Below are 15,518 nucleotides of genomic sequence, written 5' to 3'. Positions count from 1 at the left end.
CCAGGGCGCAATCTGAATACGTAAATAGGAATTTTTTCATATTTTATACAATTCTTATAAATTTTTTTATGTTCCGCAATCATGACATAATATTTGATTATAATTATCAGTAACATACGCTGGGAACGTATTTCGTTCCGGCTCATTTCAGAAGGATGCCGTCCCATTCCGAGAGCCTATCATAAAGGAAACGTCTCTGAAGATCTGAGAATCGCGACTATCAGAATACTCGAATCTGAACGGCTCGAAGATCTGTCGGTACGTCGCCTTGCCCGGGAAATCAAAGTCGCTCCTGCCAATTTCTATAATCACTACGGGAGCCTGAACGACCTGCTGCTTGAAATTGCCGTGGAGCATTTTCAGGCTTTTCGCAAGCAGATCGCCCATATCAATCGCACTTGCGCCAATCGCACCGATGCGCTCAAGCGCATTGTATTCTACTGCGTGGACTTTGCTTGCACCAACCCCCAGATCTACCGGCTCATGTCCGGTTACATACCGGATGCCTATGCCTATCCACGCTACCGCATCATGGCAGGCGCTGCGTTCGAGGATCTGATGGAATTGATCTATGGCAAGCGGGTTTTTGCGTTAACCGACGATTTCGGCCCCAATGACATGAAAACCCTGGGCCGAAAGGTGGAGGTCGGTTACGGTATGTACGCCATGCTTTGCGGTTTATCGAATCTATTCGTCACGAACGCATCCAACGGACCTTTTTCAGATAGTGATAACCCGCGTGAAGCCATGGCTACTTTTCTGAACGGCATTCTCGATGCCTTCATAAGGGGCGATCTGGCCCGCGCGCTAGATGCAAACCCGGACGGAACAGGCTAGACTGATGGTATGATGGAAGCCGCGCTCCGGATCATTCGCCTTGTTGATGCTGCTTGGCCCGGATAACCGTTTTATATGCCATGATCCCTGTTGCCCGCAGTGCCCATCGCCACGCCGGGCTTTGATGTTCATGGTTGGGGAGGCTGATCTGAAGATGCTGCGGCACGGGTTTCACGCAGGATCACTTCGATTGCCCAACTTATGGCGGTCCCTGCCTCGCTGCCGTTCATATCAAACTCTTCCTTGAGTGTCAGCCACGACTGGATATTGTCCAGGCAGGCGATCACGGCTTCTGCCCGGCGCCGGTCGGCGGCTGGTACCTCGGGCGTGTCGCGCCATAGCGTTCTACGCCGGCGGATGGCAAGCTCATTGCGGAACTTGATCCGCATCGAACGCCCGACCCGTGTCAGGGCAAGGATGCGAGAAAGATTGGGATGCTCGTCAAACCGCTCCGCCGCAATGCGGAAACCCTGCACCAGATCATTCTTGCCTGTACCCAGCGCAAAGCCAAATACCTGCGTATTCAGCCATTCACCCGTAGCCTGCAACAGGGCATCACGGCAGGGAAAATACTTATAGATGGTTCTTACAGAAAGATTGGCGCGTTCTGCAATACGGACCGTCGAGATCGTGACATCATCGCACTCTTCAATAAGGGCAACAAAGCTTTCAATAATGTGTTGCCGGGTCGGTGCGGCACCTTCGTCGCGCGGCATATTTCACTCCATTGGATCCGTGCAACGGCTTTGTCATGATGGTATGTATTGTGTCAATGGCATTGGTGTAACGCACCGACCTGCCCATGTGGTCAGAAGTTATATAAGTCTGAAATTCAAACCAGTTTTTTGTTTTTCCTGTGCACCGTTCGTATCCTGTCCCTTTACAGGGGCGCGTCGGGTTTTAATACAGGACATGATGATTTTTCTTTTGTCATAAACGCTACAGAATATAATAATTTCCGTCCATAATAAAGAAATTATCAAAATATAATAATTATACAAAATAGTTTATAATTTATGCTGTGTTAAATATTTGTCTTTGTGTAAGCATATTTTAATAATTTACTGCAAATTAGGTATTTTCAAACAAATATTTGTTCATAAAGTATTTTGAATACACCATCGTTTTTAGTAAATTTATTTTAATTTATATAATATAAATAGACCGGACAGATCGTCAGCATGGATGTTACAGGTCCAGTGTGAGGGAGGGCGTGCGGGCGCGTGAGCAGCACAGGGCAATGCTGCAGGCCTGCTCCTCCTCGGTCATTACCATGTCACGGTGCGCACCTTCTCCGGCCAGAAGTGGCACGACACAGGCCCCGCACATGCCCTGTTCACATGAGAGATTGACCTCGATGCCTGCCGCCATCAGGGCGTCGGCAATGCTCTGGCCGGGCGGCACGGTGAGGCTGCGTCCGGAGCGGGCCAGTATGACTTCAAATGCCTGTTCTTCATCATCAGGCGCCGCTTCCGTCGGGCAGAAATATTCCGTATGGATCTGCTCAGGTTCCCAGCCCGCCGCGATGGCGTGGGACGAGACAGCCTGCATGAAACCATTTGGCCCACACAGCATGATGGCCGTATCTGCTTCAGGATGGGCCAATGCGGCAGGATAGCCCTGTTTGAGGCTTCTGGCCATGTGCACGCGATTCACATAGGGGGCGACAAGCAGTCGGCCCCTGAACGGTGCCTGATCGGGCGTGCGTGTGTAATAATACAGTGTCCAGTCCGCGCCCTGGCGCTGTAGCCGCGCCATCATGGACAGGAGCGGCGTAATCCCGATCCCGCCTGCAATCAGCACATAGTGTTGCGCGACCGGCAGCGCGAAGGCATTGCGGGGCGGCGAGATGTGCAGTTCCATCCCCTTATCCACCATGCGGCACAGGGAGTCCGATCCCCCGCGTGAGGCGGCTTCGCGCTTGATGCACAGTTCGTAAACACCGGGATCATCAACATCGCCACACAGCGAATACTGGCGCACCAGCCCCGAGGGGGTCAGGACATCAACATGCGCGCCGGGCGCGAAGCGGGGCAGCGTCCCCTGCCCCGGCGCTGCCGCGAGGCGCAGGCGGATGCAGTCAACGCCCTCCGGCATGACGTCGCGCACGACAACAGGAAAAAGAGCTGACATGACGTTATGCCGTGAAAAACTGGCTCAGGCCCATCGTGCGCAGGGCACGGCGATAGGCGATCGAACTGCGGTCGGCCATGACATGGGCCTCAAGCGTGGGGTCGAGCGGCAGGTTCTCGGGCTTCTGGGCCTCGACAAGTGCGCGGTCTTCCTCGAATACGCGCAGATTGAAGTCATAGACATCCTGCAGCGGCAGCTCCTTGTCGAAGTTGCGGCACATCGGCGCGAACATGCGCGTCTGTCGCGCTGATACCGGTGAGGCCGCGTTCATGATGACCAGCCGTCCGTTATCGGGAAAATGGATTTCCAGCGTGGCGGTAAAAGGCACATGCACCCGGAAGTGACGCAGCCATTCAAAGCCGGGGCGCCCCCGGTCGGCCTTGCCAATGGGGTAGTTACCCACGCTGCTGCGATATTCGGCCTCGAACCCATCAGGCGTGAGGTGCGTTTTATAGGGAGGCACCACGGGGTTTTCGGGGTCGGCGAAGGTGTCGGTATGCACGAAGGCAAAATGGGCCACGTCAATGAACCCCTCCACCTGCCGCCCCGCAAAACCGGCAATGTCGATAAAGGGGCAGTTGATCTGCTGATAGGCCGGGTCATTCCAGTGCGGCATGGGCGGAATGACCGGCGGTGCCTCATCGGGGCGCAGGCAGGTCCAGATCAGGCCGTAGCGCTCCACCGCCGGGTAGGTGCGCAGGTTCAGCTTGCCGGGAATGGCGTTTTCAGGGTGAGCTGGCACCCTGACGCACCGCCCCTGCTGGCCAAAGCGGAAGCCATGATAGGCACAGGCCACGCTCTGGCCATCTCCCTTGCCCATGCTCAGCGGCACGCCGCGATGCGGGCACAGGTCATCAGCCACCACGATTGCATCGCCCGCGCGGTAGAGCACCAGTGGGACATCAAGCAGGGTCACGCCCAGCGGTTGCGTGCCCAGGTCGCGCACCAGAGCCACGGGGTGCCAGCAACGGGCCAGGATCAGCCAGTCATCGGCATCAAATGTCATGTTGCGGGGCAAGGAATGGGCTGGGGCAGCGAGGGTCATGGTAGAGGATCTCCTGAACAGGCCGGAAAGGCTCTGGCGGCTTTCAGGAAGATCATTTCACATACAGCGTGCGCTCAGATATATCATAATTGAGCCTTTATCATTCTCAAAATGAGAACGCATGCATCCCTTTTCACGCTTTATGGTCTATTTTCTGGCGGTTGCGCGCCATAAATCCATCCGTCGCGCGGCAGAGGAACTGCACATCGCTGGTTCGGCCATCAACCGGCATATCCTGCTGGGGGAAAAGGAATTGCAGACCCCCCTGTTCGAGCGCCTGCCCACCGGCATGCGCCTGACAGCGGCTGGCGAACTGTTTTATGCCTGCGCCCGGCGCTGGGTTAAGGATCTCGATGACCTGACCCGCCAGATCGATGACCTGAAAGGCATCCGTCGCGGGCAGGTTGACCTGCTTGCGCCTGAGGCCCTGTCACGTGCTTTCGTGCCGCAGCTCGTAGCAGACATGAAGGCCAGCCATCCGGGCGTGGTGCTGAACGTGAATATCCGTGACAATAAACGGATCTGCCAGGCACTCCTGTCGGGTGAAGGAGACCTGGCCCTTGTGCTCGACCCCGATGACATGCGCGACATCGTGGTGTTGCATCGCATGACCTTTCCCCTTGGCTTCGTGTGCCCGCCTGCGCACCCGCTGGCGCGGAAAAGCTCGGTCAGGCTGGCGCAGTGCATGGACCATCCCGTCATCATGCCCGAGCAGCCGCTTGCCATTGCCTCCGTGTTTGACGGGCTGCTACGTGGCGCGCGCATCAGCCCGCCGGTGGCCGCGCGGGCGAACAATGTGCAGATGATGCTGTCGCTGGTGGCGGCGGGGATCGGGATCTGCTTTCTCAGTTCACTCGATGTCATGGCTGAAGTCCTGCGTGGGGAACTGGCCTTCGTGCCGCTTGCGGGCGTGCAGGTGCCTCATCTCACGCTCGCCCTGGTGCATGACCGCACCCGGCAGCTTTCACGCCTGACGCGGCAGGTCGAGGCCATGACCCGGGACATCATGGCCCGCCACGCCCGGCAGAGGGATTGTAGGGCCGCCCCGATAATACCCTGAAATTATAAAAGCTTCAGAAGGTGTCGCCTTTTGGGAAAAAGGCGATACCTGGAAAATTTTCTGAATTCTTTATAAACAAGCTATTTACAGCCCATCTCCTGGCGTGCTCCGACAGGGGACTTTCGCGCCTGGACAGGCATACAGGTCTTCTCATTCCTTCCGTCAGGCGCCGTTATAGGGTGCGGCAGCCTTTGGCAGCCCGCCTTCAACAGGTAATGCCGGATTACGCGACCATTCGTTCCACGAACCCATGTAGATACGCAGTCTGCTGAACCCGGCCGAGGCCAGCGCCACATAGGTGTTGGCGGCACGCGCGCCCTTGAAACAGTAAATGATGATGTCATCATCAGGGTGCAGGTTACGCGTGGCGGCCAGCGCCCGGATTTCATCGGGCGTGCGGAAGGCGGCGTGATTGTCGGTCACCTTCATGAAGTCATACCATTCGATCCACACGGCACCGGGAATGCGGCCCTTGCGCGGCGCGAAATCAACCCCGTAGGGCGATGAACTTTCGGCCAGCCATTCCACCCGGTCGCGGTTGTCGAGCAGCTTGATGGTGGAAGAACCCAGCGCCGCCCGCACTTCGTCCTGCGTTGCCATGAGGCTGGCATCGGGCCGCAGGGGGAAGTCCGTGCTGGCAGGGCTGGCGACATCGGTGGTCAGCGTGCCCCCTGCCCCGCGCCACGCGCTCAGTCCGCCATCAAGAATGCCCACCTTGGGGTAACCCAGATAACGCAGGATCCAGTAGCCCCGGCACGACGCGCCATAGCGGGTGTGCAGGGCATCTTCATACACGATGGCGGTCGTGGTGCCGTCCAGCCCGTAATCGGCGAAAAGGGTGGCGAAGGTCTGCTGCAGCTTGTGCAGCCCGTCCTGCGTGGTTTCAGCCAGGTAGGTAAAGATGTCTGGCATGTTGACAGCGCCGGGAATGTGACCTGCCGCGAAATCCTTGGGGTCGCGCACGTCAATCAGGAGAGCATTGCTGCCTGCGGCACGCACGTCGTCTGGTGAATAAAGAACGGTGGTGGACATGAAAATTCCCTGCGGCAAGGAGGTGGACAGATCCTGCTCTCCTACCAGTAATCCGCATGGGCATGGAGGGGCTGCGGCATGCCCCGGCCATGACCGGCGCGGGACGCATGCGCGCAGGCCCGCCGGGTCAGATCGTGCTCAGCACGCCACCGTCAACGCGCACGGCTGCCCCCGTCGTGGCCGATGCCTGCGGCGAAGAGAGGTAAACCACCATATTCGCCACCTCATCCACACTGGCGGCACGGCGGATGATGGAGGATGGGCGGTGTTGCATCACGAAGTCCGCCGCCACTTCCTCCATCGTCCTGCCGGTTTTTTGCTGCTCGGGGCGGAGCATTTCCGCCAGCCCTTCCGACAGGGTCGGCCCGGGCAGCACGGAATTGACGGTTACATTGGTGCCCGCCATCCGCTCCGCCAGGCCGCGTGCGATGGTGACCTGCGCGGTCTTGCTGAAACCGTAATGAATCATCTCGACCGGAATGTTGAACGCCGATTCCGATGAAATGAACACCACACGCCCCCAGTCACGCGCCTGCATTCCTGGCAGATAGGCGCGTGAAAGCCGTACGCCAGACATGACATTGACCTCGAAAAAACGGGTCCAGTCGGCATCCGGGGTTTCAAAAAAGTCTTTTTGCTCAAAAATGCCCAGATTGTTGATCAGGATGTCGCAATGCGGGTGGCTTGCCACCAGCGCAGCACACCCTTCCGCCGTGCCCAGATCGCCCGTAAAGCCAGCCACGCCACCCCTGCCCAGAGCGGAAAGGGCCTCGACCGCCTGCGCGACCGCTGCCGGGCGGCGTCCATTGATGACGACATGCGCGCCGCTTGTAACCAGTCCCTTCGCAATGGCCAGGCCGATCCCGCCGGTCGATCCCGTTACAATGGCCGTGCGGCCTGTCAGATCAATCTGCATGGTCGGTTTTCCTTTCTTTGCGGGCGGGACACATTCATGCCCCTGGCGTTTCCTGCTTGGTAGAAGACCATGGATGGCACGCGAGGGCCAGATGAATGCGCATATCGCTCACGGCATGTAGCGGCAGGACAGATGTGCACCTGCTGCACTAGAAGAATAGATTCCTAACAATACCACAAAATGGCAATCAGAACCGCATGCGTAAGGAAAAAAGCCGGGGCCCTGCAAAACAGGATTCATACAATCGTCATACTTGTGATGTTCCATATTTGTTAAGCATCCCTGCCTGCGCTTTGGCGGGCTTTTTCAAAGGTTTCCGGATCATGAACATACAGTCCGATTCCACCCCCAAACCCCGCAAAGAGCCGCATGAAGAATGGCGTGAAGCCCTGTTGCGCGCCTGGCGCAGCAGGCGTGGCTACGCCCGCCCGCAAGATGCTGTACACACGGCATCCGATGAAGATTTCCTGTATGATGATGCCTAAAATGCATGGCAGCATCACAAAAAATTCAGGTATTGACCTTTATAGATATAAGTGATGCATTCGGTTACAAATGAAATAGCGGTATGCCCTTTATATCATCGGGCCGTTATTTTATAAGGCAATATCTGATTTGCAAAAATCAGTTCGTTAGGAAGGAATAGATTACATGAAAAAAGCACTGCTTTTTGCTGCGGCCCTCGGCCTGGCCCTGCCCGTTGCCGCTCATGCGGATGACAACAACGAGCAGCACCACGGCGAACACCGTGGCCACCACGGCGGCCATCGCGGCGGCCATGAAGGCCACGACCAGAACGGCGAGCATGGTGACCGTGAGCACGGTGACGAGCATGGCGACCGTGAGCACGGTGGTGAGCATGGCGATCACGACCATGAGCACGGCGATCACGAGCACGGCGACCACGAGCACGGCGACCACGGCCAGCAGTAATCTGCGCGGCTGACGCCATGTGTCAAAAAGGGGGGCTCCAGCAGGAGCCTCCCTTTTTTTGTTCCCGATAGGCTGCGCTCCCTGCGCGTCTCTCTCCGCGCCGGGCGCCCGGGTCTGTTCAGAACAGGATCAGGTCGATGCCAATTCCCACCGCCATCATGCCCCACAACCCCACCAGTGTGGCCTTGCGGCGGATGATATGACGCGACAGGAGTACGATCAGCGGGTCGCCAGCAGTGGTGGTGGTCCGTTCGGCGGGCTTGAGTTCCCGGTAAAACCCTCCATTTTCCGTAACGCCCACCATATTTAGCAGTCCCTGGCGGAAACTGCGCAGGTCTTCTTCAGTATAAAGCGTCTCGCGGTTGATGGTGATGGTTTTTGGCCCGCAGCGCAGCAGGCGCATGGCGCGCAGGTGGCGGGGGCGGATACCCAGGTAATCCGATGCTTCTCCCGCGGGCAGGATGTTCCGGCGCGGAAAATGCAATACGGCTGGTCCCGTATCATTGTCAGGGAGGGGCATCATCATGCGAACCTTTCCGTCTATCCATGCGCGGTGATGGGTAATTGACCCACGGTGCCCCCTTGGCGCCGCAATGACCAGACCGATTTTGCATCATGCCGGTAATTGTGCGTATCCGCCCTCTTTTCGCCCTCCCGATATAGCGTTAAAGCGGCCCGGTTCCGCTGTGCTTGCAAGCAGGCGGCTTGCCGGGGGTAAATGAGTTTATGATGCGTATCGTCATGCTCTCGATGGGGGCGTTTGTCTGGCTGGTGACCGAGGTGCTGCCCATAGGGCTGCTGACGGACATGGCGGCCGGCCTTCATGTATCACCCGGTCGCATCGGGCTGCTGGTCACGGGCTATGCCTGGCTGGTGGCGCTGACCGCAATCCCGCTCACGCTGTTCACCTCGGGGCTGGACCGGCGCACGCTCATGGCCATGCTGCTGGGGCTGGCGGGGGTGATGGATGTTGCCTGCGCCTTTGTCAGTCACTACGCGCTCATGGCGGCAATGCGGGTTGCGCTGGCGCTCGGGCATGGCATTTTCTGGTCGACCATAGCCGGGGTTGCCGTCCGCCTTGCCCCCCATATGCCAGTGGCGCGCGCCACGGCATGGGCCTTCACGGGGGTTGCAGTGGGGTTTGCGGGGGGCATTCCCATGGCTGCGGCCATCGGGCAGTGGCTGGGCTGGCGCGCTGCGTTCGTGGTGTGCGGCATTGCGGCGCTGGCCATCATGGGCGGCGTTCTGGCATTGCTGCCGCCCCTGCCCTCGCAGCGCAGGCATCTTGATATTCCAGCCCTCCTGCGCCAGCCGGTGCTGCGTTACATCGCCGTGCTGACAGCACTGGTGGTGAGCGCCCATTTTACGGCCTATACCTATATCATTCCGCTTCTGTCAGCCATACCGCACACGCCAGAACGGCTGGTGCCGCTGCTGCTGCTGATCTATGGCGCGGTGGGGATCGGGGGTAACTGGCTGGGCGGCCACCTGCCCTGGTCGGCGGGGCGCACGATTGGCATCGCCATGATCGCCCTGATGTTGAGTCATGTGCTGCTGGTTGCCTCAGGCTGGTCGCCATGGCTGGCATGGGTAGATATGGCGGTATGGGGCATCATTGCTGCGCTGATCAATCTTGGCCCGCAAAGCTATGCCATTGAACTGGCCCCCCATCAGCGCGAAGCCGCCTGTTCATTCTGTGTCACGGGGTTCAATAGCGGCATCGGCGCGGGCGCGCTGTGTGGCGGGGTGGTTCTGTCCAGCGTGGGCCCCTGTGCGGTGCTGGCGTGGAGCGCGGGGCTGGCCGGCGTAGCGCTGGCCGTGTTGCGCATGGGCAGGCGCTACGGCGGCTGACATGTTTCCTCTGGCGGCGCACTGGCCTATGCTGCGCCCTTTCCTGACCGGACCAGAACACCATGACAGAGCATATCGTATATAAAATCCTGACCGCCTCCGAGCACGAGGCGTTTGTCCGCGCGGGCCTGTTCAAGGGTTCGCCGGCTGATGTGGCGGATGGCTTCATCCATTTCTCCACCGGGCCGCAGGTGCACGGCACGCTTGAAAAGCATTTTGCAGGCCAGAGCGGCCTTGTGCTGCTTGCGGTCGATCTGGGCCTGCTCGACCCGGCGGCAGTGCGCTGGGAGCCATCACGCGGAGGGCAGCTTTTTCCGCATCTGTATGCCGCCCTGCCTATTGGCGCGGTTGTGGCCACCACTGCCGTAACCCGCGATGCACAGGGGCGCGTGCAGCTACCGCTCTGAGCAGCGTGGAGCAGGCTGCCTATTCGGGGTCATGATCGCCTTCATCGGTTTCTACGCTGATAATGCCATCAATATCCGATAACGCAGCGACAAGGTGCGAGACGGGCCGCCTGCCGCGCACCTTGATGAATAGCGTGACCGTGCCATGGCCGGGTCTTTCGTCAGGTGGAGGAAGTTCCGCATCGTGCTGCCGGTCGCGCAGGTCCTGCAGGGCCTCGGGGTCTTGCAGGGATCGATCAGGCGGCTCGAGCTTGACGCGGGTAATGGTAAAACGCAGTCTGGTGCAGCGGATGAGGATCATGCGCAGCAATCCGCGCCCGTCGGGGTAAGACAGGAACAGCCCCACCGAACGGGCGGCATGATCGCGTGGAATAAGGTGGCTGATGCGCGGAAAGCCGAGCATGATGATGAAATGGCCGATGGTCGTCGCCACTGCCAGCGTAATGAGCCCCGCCCCACAGGCCATGCCCAGTGCCGCAGTCAGCCAGACGGACGCAGCGGTGGTCAGCCCCCGCACGATGTCACGCCGCATGAAGATGACGCCACCGCCAATGAACCCGATGCCCGATACCACCTGTGCCGCAATCCGTGAGGGGTCCAGCACGACACGCCCCGCATCAAGGATGTTGTTGAACCCGTATTTTGACACCAGCATGAACAGCGCGGAAGCCACCCCGACCAGCGTGTAAGTGCGCAGCCCCGCGCTTTTCTGCCTGAACTCCCGCTCCATCCCCACCAGCGCCGACAGCACGAAAGCAAGCACAAGTTCACCAAGCTGGAGCCAGTCTTCCCCCGATGACATATTGGCAAAAAGTGACAAGACCACCCTCCTCCGCACCAAACCATGCGCCTGCCGGTTAAACAGCATGGGAGAAGGTCGGGTTGCGTACCAGCCCGCAGGGTAGCCCCGCTTTATCCCCGCCTGCGAGGAGGAAAGGGTGCAGATTGAAATAAAACAGTGGATGGCGCGCGCATGGCGAGCATAAACCTCCCGTCCCGGCAGGAACTGGCCCTGATGGCCGTAACACTGTTCTGGGGTGGCACGTTCCTGATCGTGCATGTCGCACTACGGCATTGCGGGCCGCTGTTTTTCGTGGGGTTGCGCTTCATGACGGCGGGGCTGGCAGGCAGCGCGATTTTTCACCGTGCCCTGCGGCGGACCAGCCTGGCCGAGGCCGGGGCGGGCATGGCGGTCGGCATCACGATATGGGCCGGTTACACCTTGCAGAGTTACGGGCTGCAAACCATCAGCAGCAGCCGTTCGGCATTCCTGACCGCGCTTTACGTGCCGATCGTGCCTCTTTTGCAATGGATCGTGCTGCACAGGCCGCCACGTCTCATGAACTGGGTGGGGATCGGGCTGGCGTTTTGCGGGCTGGTGCTGCTGGCAGGCACGGGCGCGACACAGGGTAGATTTGGCCGGGGTGAATGGGCCACCATGCTGTGTGCCGTATCGGTGGCCGCCGAGATTGTGCTGATCAGCCGTTGTGCAACACTGGGTGACAGCAGGCGCATCACCGTGGTGCAACTGCTGGTGGCCGGGCTTCTGGCCCTGCTGGCCATGCCGGTTGCGGGTGAGCACCTGCCAGCATTTTCATGGATCTGGGTTGCCGGAAGCATGGGTCTTGGCATGGGCAGCATGCTTGTGCAACTGGTCATGAACTGGGCGCAGAAAGCCATCTCGCCTACACGGGCCACCATTATCTACGCTGGTGAGCCCGTATGGGGCGGCGTTGTCGGGCGCATGGCTGGTGACCCGCTGCCAGTCACCTCGGTTGTGGGTGCGTGCTGTATCGTAGCGGGCGTGCTGGCAAGTGAAATCAGGCTGCCTGCACGCCTGAAACCCAGGAAGTGATAAAGAATAACCGCTGCAGGTGACATCGCTTTCTTGAAAAAAGTCATATCCGAAAACGATTATTAGTTTTTATTGATGATCTGTTGGTGGGCCAAGACATTCACGGATCATTCGCTGCCGCCGCCAGTGGCGTAACACAAAAAGTCCTCCAGCCGTCAGGCTGACGGCATTCCCCACCATAATGCCATAAAGGAAAGGAAGTATCGTTGCGGCATGTTCCATGTTGCTTCCCCCCGTTCATGCACCATGCGTTGCCACGAAAACTGTAATCCGCCCGATTGCTTCCTGTGCAGGCAGGGTCGTACCGACCGCCATGCGCCGTGTCGTCATGTCCACCATGGCCTTGAGGAGCGAGATCAGCGTTGACGCGGCATTCGCTGCCGTTTTCGCCTCCGAGACCACAGTGCCCGACAGGTCGGACGCCATGCCCGTAATAACCGCAATAACAAGGGTATTGATCTGCTCGATATCGGATAAAATACTGTCAAACGCCGTGTGGATGCTGGTGCTGTCATAACTTACGGATGTGCTTGACCCGGCGGCAGTCTTGAACGCATCGAGCGCTTCCTTGAGTGCGGCGATCACCGTACTGGCCAGCGCCACGTTTGCCGGACCCATGGCCGCTGTGACAAATGAAAGACTGATGGCGGTACTGGCGAATGACAAAATGGCATTCCCGTAATCCGTGACTTCAGCCACGTTCAGGGTAATGGTGGTGACCTTGCCCGCGCGGGTGAGCGTGCAGCCAGCGAGCATGTCGGCCATCAGCGTTCCGGCCCCCATGCGCAGCACGCACCGGCGGGAGAGCATAAGGTTCATGTTTGTGTTCCTGTAAAAAAACCGCTCTGCGGCGGCGGACATACGCGACTTATTTTTGCCGCAATAAAGGGCAGAATAGGGTTTGCAGCTTCGGCTCACATCGGCCATCCACCTAGCGCCGGAGCTGCACCTCCTGCTTTTTCAGTATTTCGGGCCTGCCTTTCCTGTTCAAAACCGGAATGCCGGCTGTGGCCACGGCCTGCTTGGCGGCGGGCTTGTCAGCCAGCGGCACGCGCACGCCTGACTGGCCGGGCTTGAAGTGGTTTTCTGCCCAGCCGATGTTCAGCCCGATGGTGGTCATAAGCTGATAGGCCAAGGCCCACCGGCTGCCCGCATGCGGCGGCGGGATGATGGCTGCGGCAGCACTACAGGCGAAAACGAAGATCGCGGCATAGAGCGTGTATTGTTCCGGAACTTCGGCCAGCAGGAGTGCAATGACGGCGCCGAGGCCGCCGAGTTTTGCGGTGGTGTTCATGTCATACCTCAATGGCCTGCTCGAACAGGGCAACGTGCTGCGGATCAACGTCCCCCGCCCCGAGCGTGGTGTTGTAGTTGGTTTTCCAGAACCGGCATTGCCCGGCGGCATCATTGGCTGCGGGTATCGGCTCGGGCGCGCGGTAGCATTTCAGCCGCGCCATGGCGCAGGCATAGGGCAGGTTGCCGATCAACTGAGTGGCGCGATCAGAACCCATGGGCCACGCGGCCTGCAGGGCAAACAGCCGGGCGCGGATGGCAGACAGGCGTTGCGCGGGCAGAAAGGTTGCCCAGATGTCGTCATGCGTGAACGGCTCCATCTGCCACAGGCCCAGGGCCGGACCGCCGCCGGACTGCACCAGTGCGCGGCAGCCCGTCTCGACCAGCGCAATGCCTGCGATCAGGTTGACCGCAGCAGACCCACCCAGACCAATGAAGGCAAGGGTTGGGGCAATGACGCGGGTCTTGAGGTCCGTCAGCGGAGCCGGGGGCAGGCCCATCATGGTCCGTACCCCAGCGCGCGCTTGCAGAAAGCGAAGGCGGCATCGCCAATCTGCCCCCAGCCCAGCAGGCCGGTGGCCAGCACGATGAAGGTCATGGTCACCCATGACGTGAGCCTGAGGCCGCCCTCGATGCGCGCCAGCCTGCCCGATATCTCGTTGTTGCGCTCTGTGGCCGTGTCGGTCATGTCGTCAACCCGCTCCATGATCTCGCGCCGGGTCTGGGCGGCGTTGTCCGTGACTGACTGCGTGAGGTCGCGCCTGAGATCGGCAAACTGCTGCGAGAGCGTGTTCAGGCCATCGCGCAGGTTGTCGTGGCCACCTTCAACCTTCGCCAGCCGCTCACGCACGCGGGCGAGATCCTCGACCGTGGCGCAGCGTATGGTTGCCACCGGACCGCCCTGCGTCGGGGGTATTGTTTCACTCATTCATTTTCTCATAAAAAAACCGCCCGGGTGGGCGGCGTGGCAGGCGCGGGTTGTGTGGGCGGATCAGGTCGTGGTGGTCGCGCCACTCAGGTCCGCCGGGGCCACGGGCAGCGCCGTGCTGGTGGTGTCCGTGCCGGCCGCAATGGCTTTCAGCGCGTTCAGGTAGGTCACGACATCCGTCGGTGTGGTCTGCCCATACATGCCATAGGCCTGCCATGTGGCAGATGCGGCGGCGGTCAGGGCGTTCTGCGCCTGCGTGGCGAGAGGGACCGTGGCGGCAGGATTGACCGGCACCGAACGCGCAGGCGTCACACCGTAGGTATCGCCGGGCTGGTAGATGCTGTCCGTGTCCTCAATCAACACTGTGCTGGCGGGTAGCGTGAATGCTGCCTTACCGTCCCATTCTATCGTATTGACCACATAATTTGCCGGTTTGTCGCCCGATGCGGCGCTCAGGCAGATCAGATAGCGCGCCATTATGCATATTCCTCAATAATGAGTTTGGCAGGCAGGCCAGCCGCACCACTTGCTCCTTCATAGTTGGCGCCCTGGCTGGCGCCCCCCCCGCCCGAACCGTAGCCGTTACCAATCGCGCCGCCTCGGGATACGCCGCCGATGCCGCCCTGCCCGAAAGGGGTATCTCCGCCGTCGCCGCCCTTCTGCTGATTGGTGCCAATGCCAAGCACGATCTGGCCGTTTTTCGAGATTGTTGGGGGTATGCCTGCTATAATGGTGCCGACCGTAGAGGTCGGCAATGTAGTTGATAGCGCCTGAGAGAACACCTGCGATCCGGTACCCCATGACCCATTATGCCCACCAGGGCCACCGGGAATGGTTACAGCGCCGCCAATTGTCGTATCGCCACCATCCCCACCAGGTGTTGCGCCGGAAGCGTTTCCTGTTCCCGCCAATCCTCCGGCTCCGATGGATATTGCAATAGAGTCAGCTCCGGCAAGAAGGTCCTCCACCGAGACAACCAGTTCAATATAGCCCCCGGAATAGCCGCCTGATGCCGTGGATTCCTGCGTTGACCCCGTATACGGACATCCGCCGCTACCGCCGCCACCCCCTACGCCCCGGATGCGTAGCCATTTCGTGCGGGCATCTGGCGTAAATGTGCCGCTGGATGTGATTGACGTAACGCCAATCAGTGCATTGGCAATGAAGCCCATTGCCTGCAACTGGCCCAGGGCCACAGGGTTCTGCGCCGCCGTGGCATTGAGCACGC

General features: G+C 59.6%; 19 protein-coding genes and 1 pseudogene. 6 read left to right on the top strand and 14 right to left on the bottom strand.

Annotated features, from left to right (window positions below; genetic code table 11):
- Positions 1–93 precede the first annotated feature (93 nt).
- A complete protein-coding gene (locus tag CDI09_RS13005) occupies positions 94–837 on the top strand; it encodes a TetR/AcrR family transcriptional regulator (protein WP_236944571.1) in 744 nt (247 codons plus the stop codon).
- A 128-nt stretch (positions 838–965) separates the two neighbouring features.
- Here the strand turns inward: CDI09_RS13005 and CDI09_RS13000 are convergent, their stop codons facing one another.
- The 3 genes from CDI09_RS13000 to CDI09_RS12990 form a co-directional block, all read right to left on the bottom strand.
- Positions 966–1,553 (bottom strand): TetR/AcrR family transcriptional regulator, encoded by a 588-nt coding sequence (locus CDI09_RS13000; RefSeq protein ID WP_078523906.1) that lies wholly within the window; start codon positions 1,551–1,553, stop codon positions 966–968.
- 472 nt (positions 1,554–2,025) lie between these two features.
- The gene (locus tag CDI09_RS12995; RefSeq protein WP_078523904.1) at positions 2,026–2,970 is read right to left on the bottom strand and encodes a PDR/VanB family oxidoreductase; all 945 of its coding nucleotides are present in this window, start codon (positions 2,968–2,970) and stop codon (positions 2,026–2,028) included.
- 4 nt (positions 2,971–2,974) lie between these two features.
- Positions 2,975–4,015 (bottom strand): aromatic ring-hydroxylating oxygenase subunit alpha, encoded by a 1,041-nt coding sequence (locus tag CDI09_RS12990; protein WP_078523902.1) that lies wholly within the window; start codon positions 4,013–4,015, stop codon positions 2,975–2,977.
- Positions 4,016–4,136: 121 nt separating this feature from the next.
- On the opposite strand from CDI09_RS12990, the gene CDI09_RS12985 reads away from it, so the two are divergent.
- On the top strand, positions 4,137–5,075 hold the full coding sequence (locus CDI09_RS12985) for a LysR family transcriptional regulator (RefSeq protein WP_078523900.1): 939 nt from the start codon (positions 4,137–4,139) through the stop codon (positions 5,073–5,075).
- A 162-nt stretch (positions 5,076–5,237) separates the two neighbouring features.
- Here the strand turns inward: CDI09_RS12985 and CDI09_RS12980 are convergent, their stop codons facing one another.
- Entirely contained in the window at positions 5,238–6,107 is an 870-nt protein-coding gene (locus CDI09_RS12980; protein ID WP_078523898.1) for a sulfurtransferase, read from the bottom strand.
- A 127-nt stretch (positions 6,108–6,234) separates the two neighbouring features.
- Positions 6,235–7,023, bottom strand: a complete 789-nt coding sequence (locus CDI09_RS12975; RefSeq protein WP_078523897.1) for an SDR family NAD(P)-dependent oxidoreductase — start codon at positions 7,021–7,023, stop codon at positions 6,235–6,237.
- A gap of 197 nt (positions 7,024–7,220) precedes the next feature.
- Here CDI09_RS12975 and CDI09_RS17775 point away from each other — a divergent pair, with 197 nt between their 5' ends.
- Positions 7,221–7,508 carry a hypothetical protein gene (locus tag CDI09_RS17775; RefSeq protein ID WP_146220880.1) on the top strand — a complete coding sequence of 96 codons (288 nt, stop codon included), beginning with the start codon at positions 7,221–7,223 and terminating at the stop codon, positions 7,506–7,508.
- A gap of 139 nt (positions 7,509–7,647) precedes the next feature.
- Here the strand turns inward: CDI09_RS17775 and CDI09_RS18220 are convergent, their stop codons facing one another.
- Positions 7,648–7,944, bottom strand: coding sequence for a hypothetical protein (locus tag CDI09_RS18220; RefSeq protein WP_170120498.1), 297 nt, complete (start codon positions 7,942–7,944; stop codon positions 7,648–7,650).
- A 130-nt stretch (positions 7,945–8,074) separates the two neighbouring features.
- Positions 8,075–8,482, bottom strand: a complete 408-nt coding sequence (locus tag CDI09_RS12965) for a hypothetical protein (protein WP_236944570.1) — start codon at positions 8,480–8,482, stop codon at positions 8,075–8,077.
- A 200-nt stretch (positions 8,483–8,682) separates the two neighbouring features.
- Here CDI09_RS12965 and CDI09_RS12960 point away from each other — a divergent pair, with 200 nt between their 5' ends.
- Together CDI09_RS12960 and CDI09_RS12955 are read left to right on the top strand one after the other, a co-directional pair.
- Positions 8,683–9,807, top strand: coding sequence for an MFS transporter (locus tag CDI09_RS12960; protein WP_078523893.1), 1,125 nt, complete (start codon positions 8,683–8,685; stop codon positions 9,805–9,807).
- A 62-nt stretch (positions 9,808–9,869) separates the two neighbouring features.
- Complete coding sequence (locus CDI09_RS12955) at positions 9,870–10,214, top strand: DUF952 domain-containing protein (RefSeq protein ID WP_078523891.1); 345 nt, start codon at positions 9,870–9,872, stop codon at positions 10,212–10,214.
- A gap of 19 nt (positions 10,215–10,233) precedes the next feature.
- Here the strand turns inward: CDI09_RS12955 and CDI09_RS12950 are convergent, their stop codons facing one another.
- Positions 10,234–11,016, bottom strand: a complete 783-nt coding sequence (locus CDI09_RS12950) for an MgtC/SapB family protein (RefSeq protein WP_236944702.1) — start codon at positions 11,014–11,016, stop codon at positions 10,234–10,236.
- 171 nt (positions 11,017–11,187) lie between these two features.
- On the opposite strand from CDI09_RS12950, the gene CDI09_RS12945 reads away from it, so the two are divergent.
- A complete protein-coding gene (locus CDI09_RS12945) occupies positions 11,188–12,069 on the top strand; it encodes a DMT family transporter (protein WP_078527590.1) in 882 nt (293 codons plus the stop codon).
- A gap of 237 nt (positions 12,070–12,306) precedes the next feature.
- Here CDI09_RS12945 and CDI09_RS12940 read toward each other — a convergent pair whose 3' ends face one another.
- The 6 genes and pseudogenes from CDI09_RS12940 to CDI09_RS18215 form a co-directional block, all read right to left on the bottom strand.
- Positions 12,307–12,888 (bottom strand): hypothetical protein, encoded by a 582-nt coding sequence (locus CDI09_RS12940; RefSeq protein ID WP_078523887.1) that lies wholly within the window; start codon positions 12,886–12,888, stop codon positions 12,307–12,309.
- 112 nt (positions 12,889–13,000) lie between these two features.
- Positions 13,001–13,363: a hypothetical protein gene (locus CDI09_RS12935; RefSeq protein WP_078523885.1), complete on the bottom strand. Its 363-nt coding sequence runs from the start codon at positions 13,361–13,363 to the stop codon at positions 13,001–13,003.
- Between the two features lies 1 nt (position 13,364).
- The gene (locus tag CDI09_RS12930; RefSeq protein WP_078523884.1) at positions 13,365–13,865 is read right to left on the bottom strand and encodes a hypothetical protein; all 501 of its coding nucleotides are present in this window, start codon (positions 13,863–13,865) and stop codon (positions 13,365–13,367) included.
- Positions 13,862–14,290 (bottom strand): hypothetical protein, encoded by a 429-nt coding sequence (locus CDI09_RS12925; RefSeq protein WP_078523883.1) that lies wholly within the window; start codon positions 14,288–14,290, stop codon positions 13,862–13,864. The genes CDI09_RS12930 and CDI09_RS12925 overlap by 4 nt, the downstream gene beginning before the upstream one ends.
- A gap of 63 nt (positions 14,291–14,353) precedes the next feature.
- Positions 14,354–14,767 carry a hypothetical protein gene (locus CDI09_RS18465; protein WP_205836653.1) on the bottom strand — a complete coding sequence of 138 codons (414 nt, stop codon included), beginning with the start codon at positions 14,765–14,767 and terminating at the stop codon, positions 14,354–14,356.
- Positions 14,767–15,518: pseudogene (locus tag CDI09_RS18215) on the bottom strand (hypothetical protein); the annotation flags it as partial. The pseudogene CDI09_RS18215 and the gene CDI09_RS18465, both read right to left, overlap by 1 nt.

Origin of the sequence: Komagataeibacter nataicola, from assembly GCF_003207795.1 — a bacterium.
Taxonomy (GTDB): domain Bacteria; phylum Pseudomonadota; class Alphaproteobacteria; order Acetobacterales; family Acetobacteraceae; genus Komagataeibacter; species Komagataeibacter nataicola.
Note: the sequence above shows the minus strand (reverse complement) of the source record. Positions and strands in the feature narration are given on the sequence as shown.

What these genes read in the sequence shown, in the direction of transcription:
- CDI09_RS13000 (WP_078523906.1), bottom strand. Translation starts at nt 1,553, where the DNA reads ATGCCGCGCGACGAAGGTGCCGCACCGACCCGGCAACACATTATTGAA.
- CDI09_RS12995 (WP_078523904.1), bottom strand. Translation starts at nt 2,970, where the DNA reads ATGTCAGCTCTTTTTCCTGTTGTCGTGCGCGACGTCATGCCGGAGGGC.
- CDI09_RS12990 (WP_078523902.1), bottom strand. Translation starts at nt 4,015, where the DNA reads ATGACCCTCGCTGCCCCAGCCCATTCCTTGCCCCGCAACATGACATTT.
- CDI09_RS12985 (WP_078523900.1), top strand. Translation starts at nt 4,137, where the DNA reads ATGCATCCCTTTTCACGCTTTATGGTCTATTTTCTGGCGGTTGCGCGC.
- CDI09_RS12980 (WP_078523898.1), bottom strand. Translation starts at nt 6,107, where the DNA reads ATGTCCACCACCGTTCTTTATTCACCAGACGACGTGCGTGCCGCAGGC.
- CDI09_RS12975 (WP_078523897.1), bottom strand. Translation starts at nt 7,023, where the DNA reads ATGCAGATTGATCTGACAGGCCGCACGGCCATTGTAACGGGATCGACC.
- CDI09_RS17775 (WP_146220880.1), top strand. Translation starts at nt 7,221, where the DNA reads ATGCGTAAGGAAAAAAGCCGGGGCCCTGCAAAACAGGATTCATACAAT.
- CDI09_RS12965 (WP_236944570.1), bottom strand. Translation starts at nt 8,482, where the DNA reads ATGATGATGCCCCTCCCTGACAATGATACGGGACCAGCCGTATTGCAT.
- CDI09_RS12960 (WP_078523893.1), top strand. Translation starts at nt 8,683, where the DNA reads ATGATGCGTATCGTCATGCTCTCGATGGGGGCGTTTGTCTGGCTGGTG.
- CDI09_RS12955 (WP_078523891.1), top strand. Translation starts at nt 9,870, where the DNA reads ATGACAGAGCATATCGTATATAAAATCCTGACCGCCTCCGAGCACGAG.
- CDI09_RS12950 (WP_236944702.1), bottom strand. Translation starts at nt 11,016, where the DNA reads ATGTCATCGGGGGAAGACTGGCTCCAGCTTGGTGAACTTGTGCTTGCT.
- CDI09_RS12945 (WP_078527590.1), top strand. Translation starts at nt 11,188, where the DNA reads ATGGCGAGCATAAACCTCCCGTCCCGGCAGGAACTGGCCCTGATGGCC.
- CDI09_RS12940 (WP_078523887.1), bottom strand. Translation starts at nt 12,888, where the DNA reads ATGAACCTTATGCTCTCCCGCCGGTGCGTGCTGCGCATGGGGGCCGGA.
- CDI09_RS12935 (WP_078523885.1), bottom strand. Translation starts at nt 13,363, where the DNA reads ATGAACACCACCGCAAAACTCGGCGGCCTCGGCGCCGTCATTGCACTC.
- CDI09_RS12930 (WP_078523884.1), bottom strand. Translation starts at nt 13,865, where the DNA reads ATGATGGGCCTGCCCCCGGCTCCGCTGACGGACCTCAAGACCCGCGTC.
- CDI09_RS12925 (WP_078523883.1), bottom strand. Translation starts at nt 14,290, where the DNA reads ATGAGTGAAACAATACCCCCGACGCAGGGCGGTCCGGTGGCAACCATA.
- CDI09_RS18465 (WP_205836653.1), bottom strand. Translation starts at nt 14,767, where the DNA reads ATGGCGCGCTATCTGATCTGCCTGAGCGCCGCATCGGGCGACAAACCG.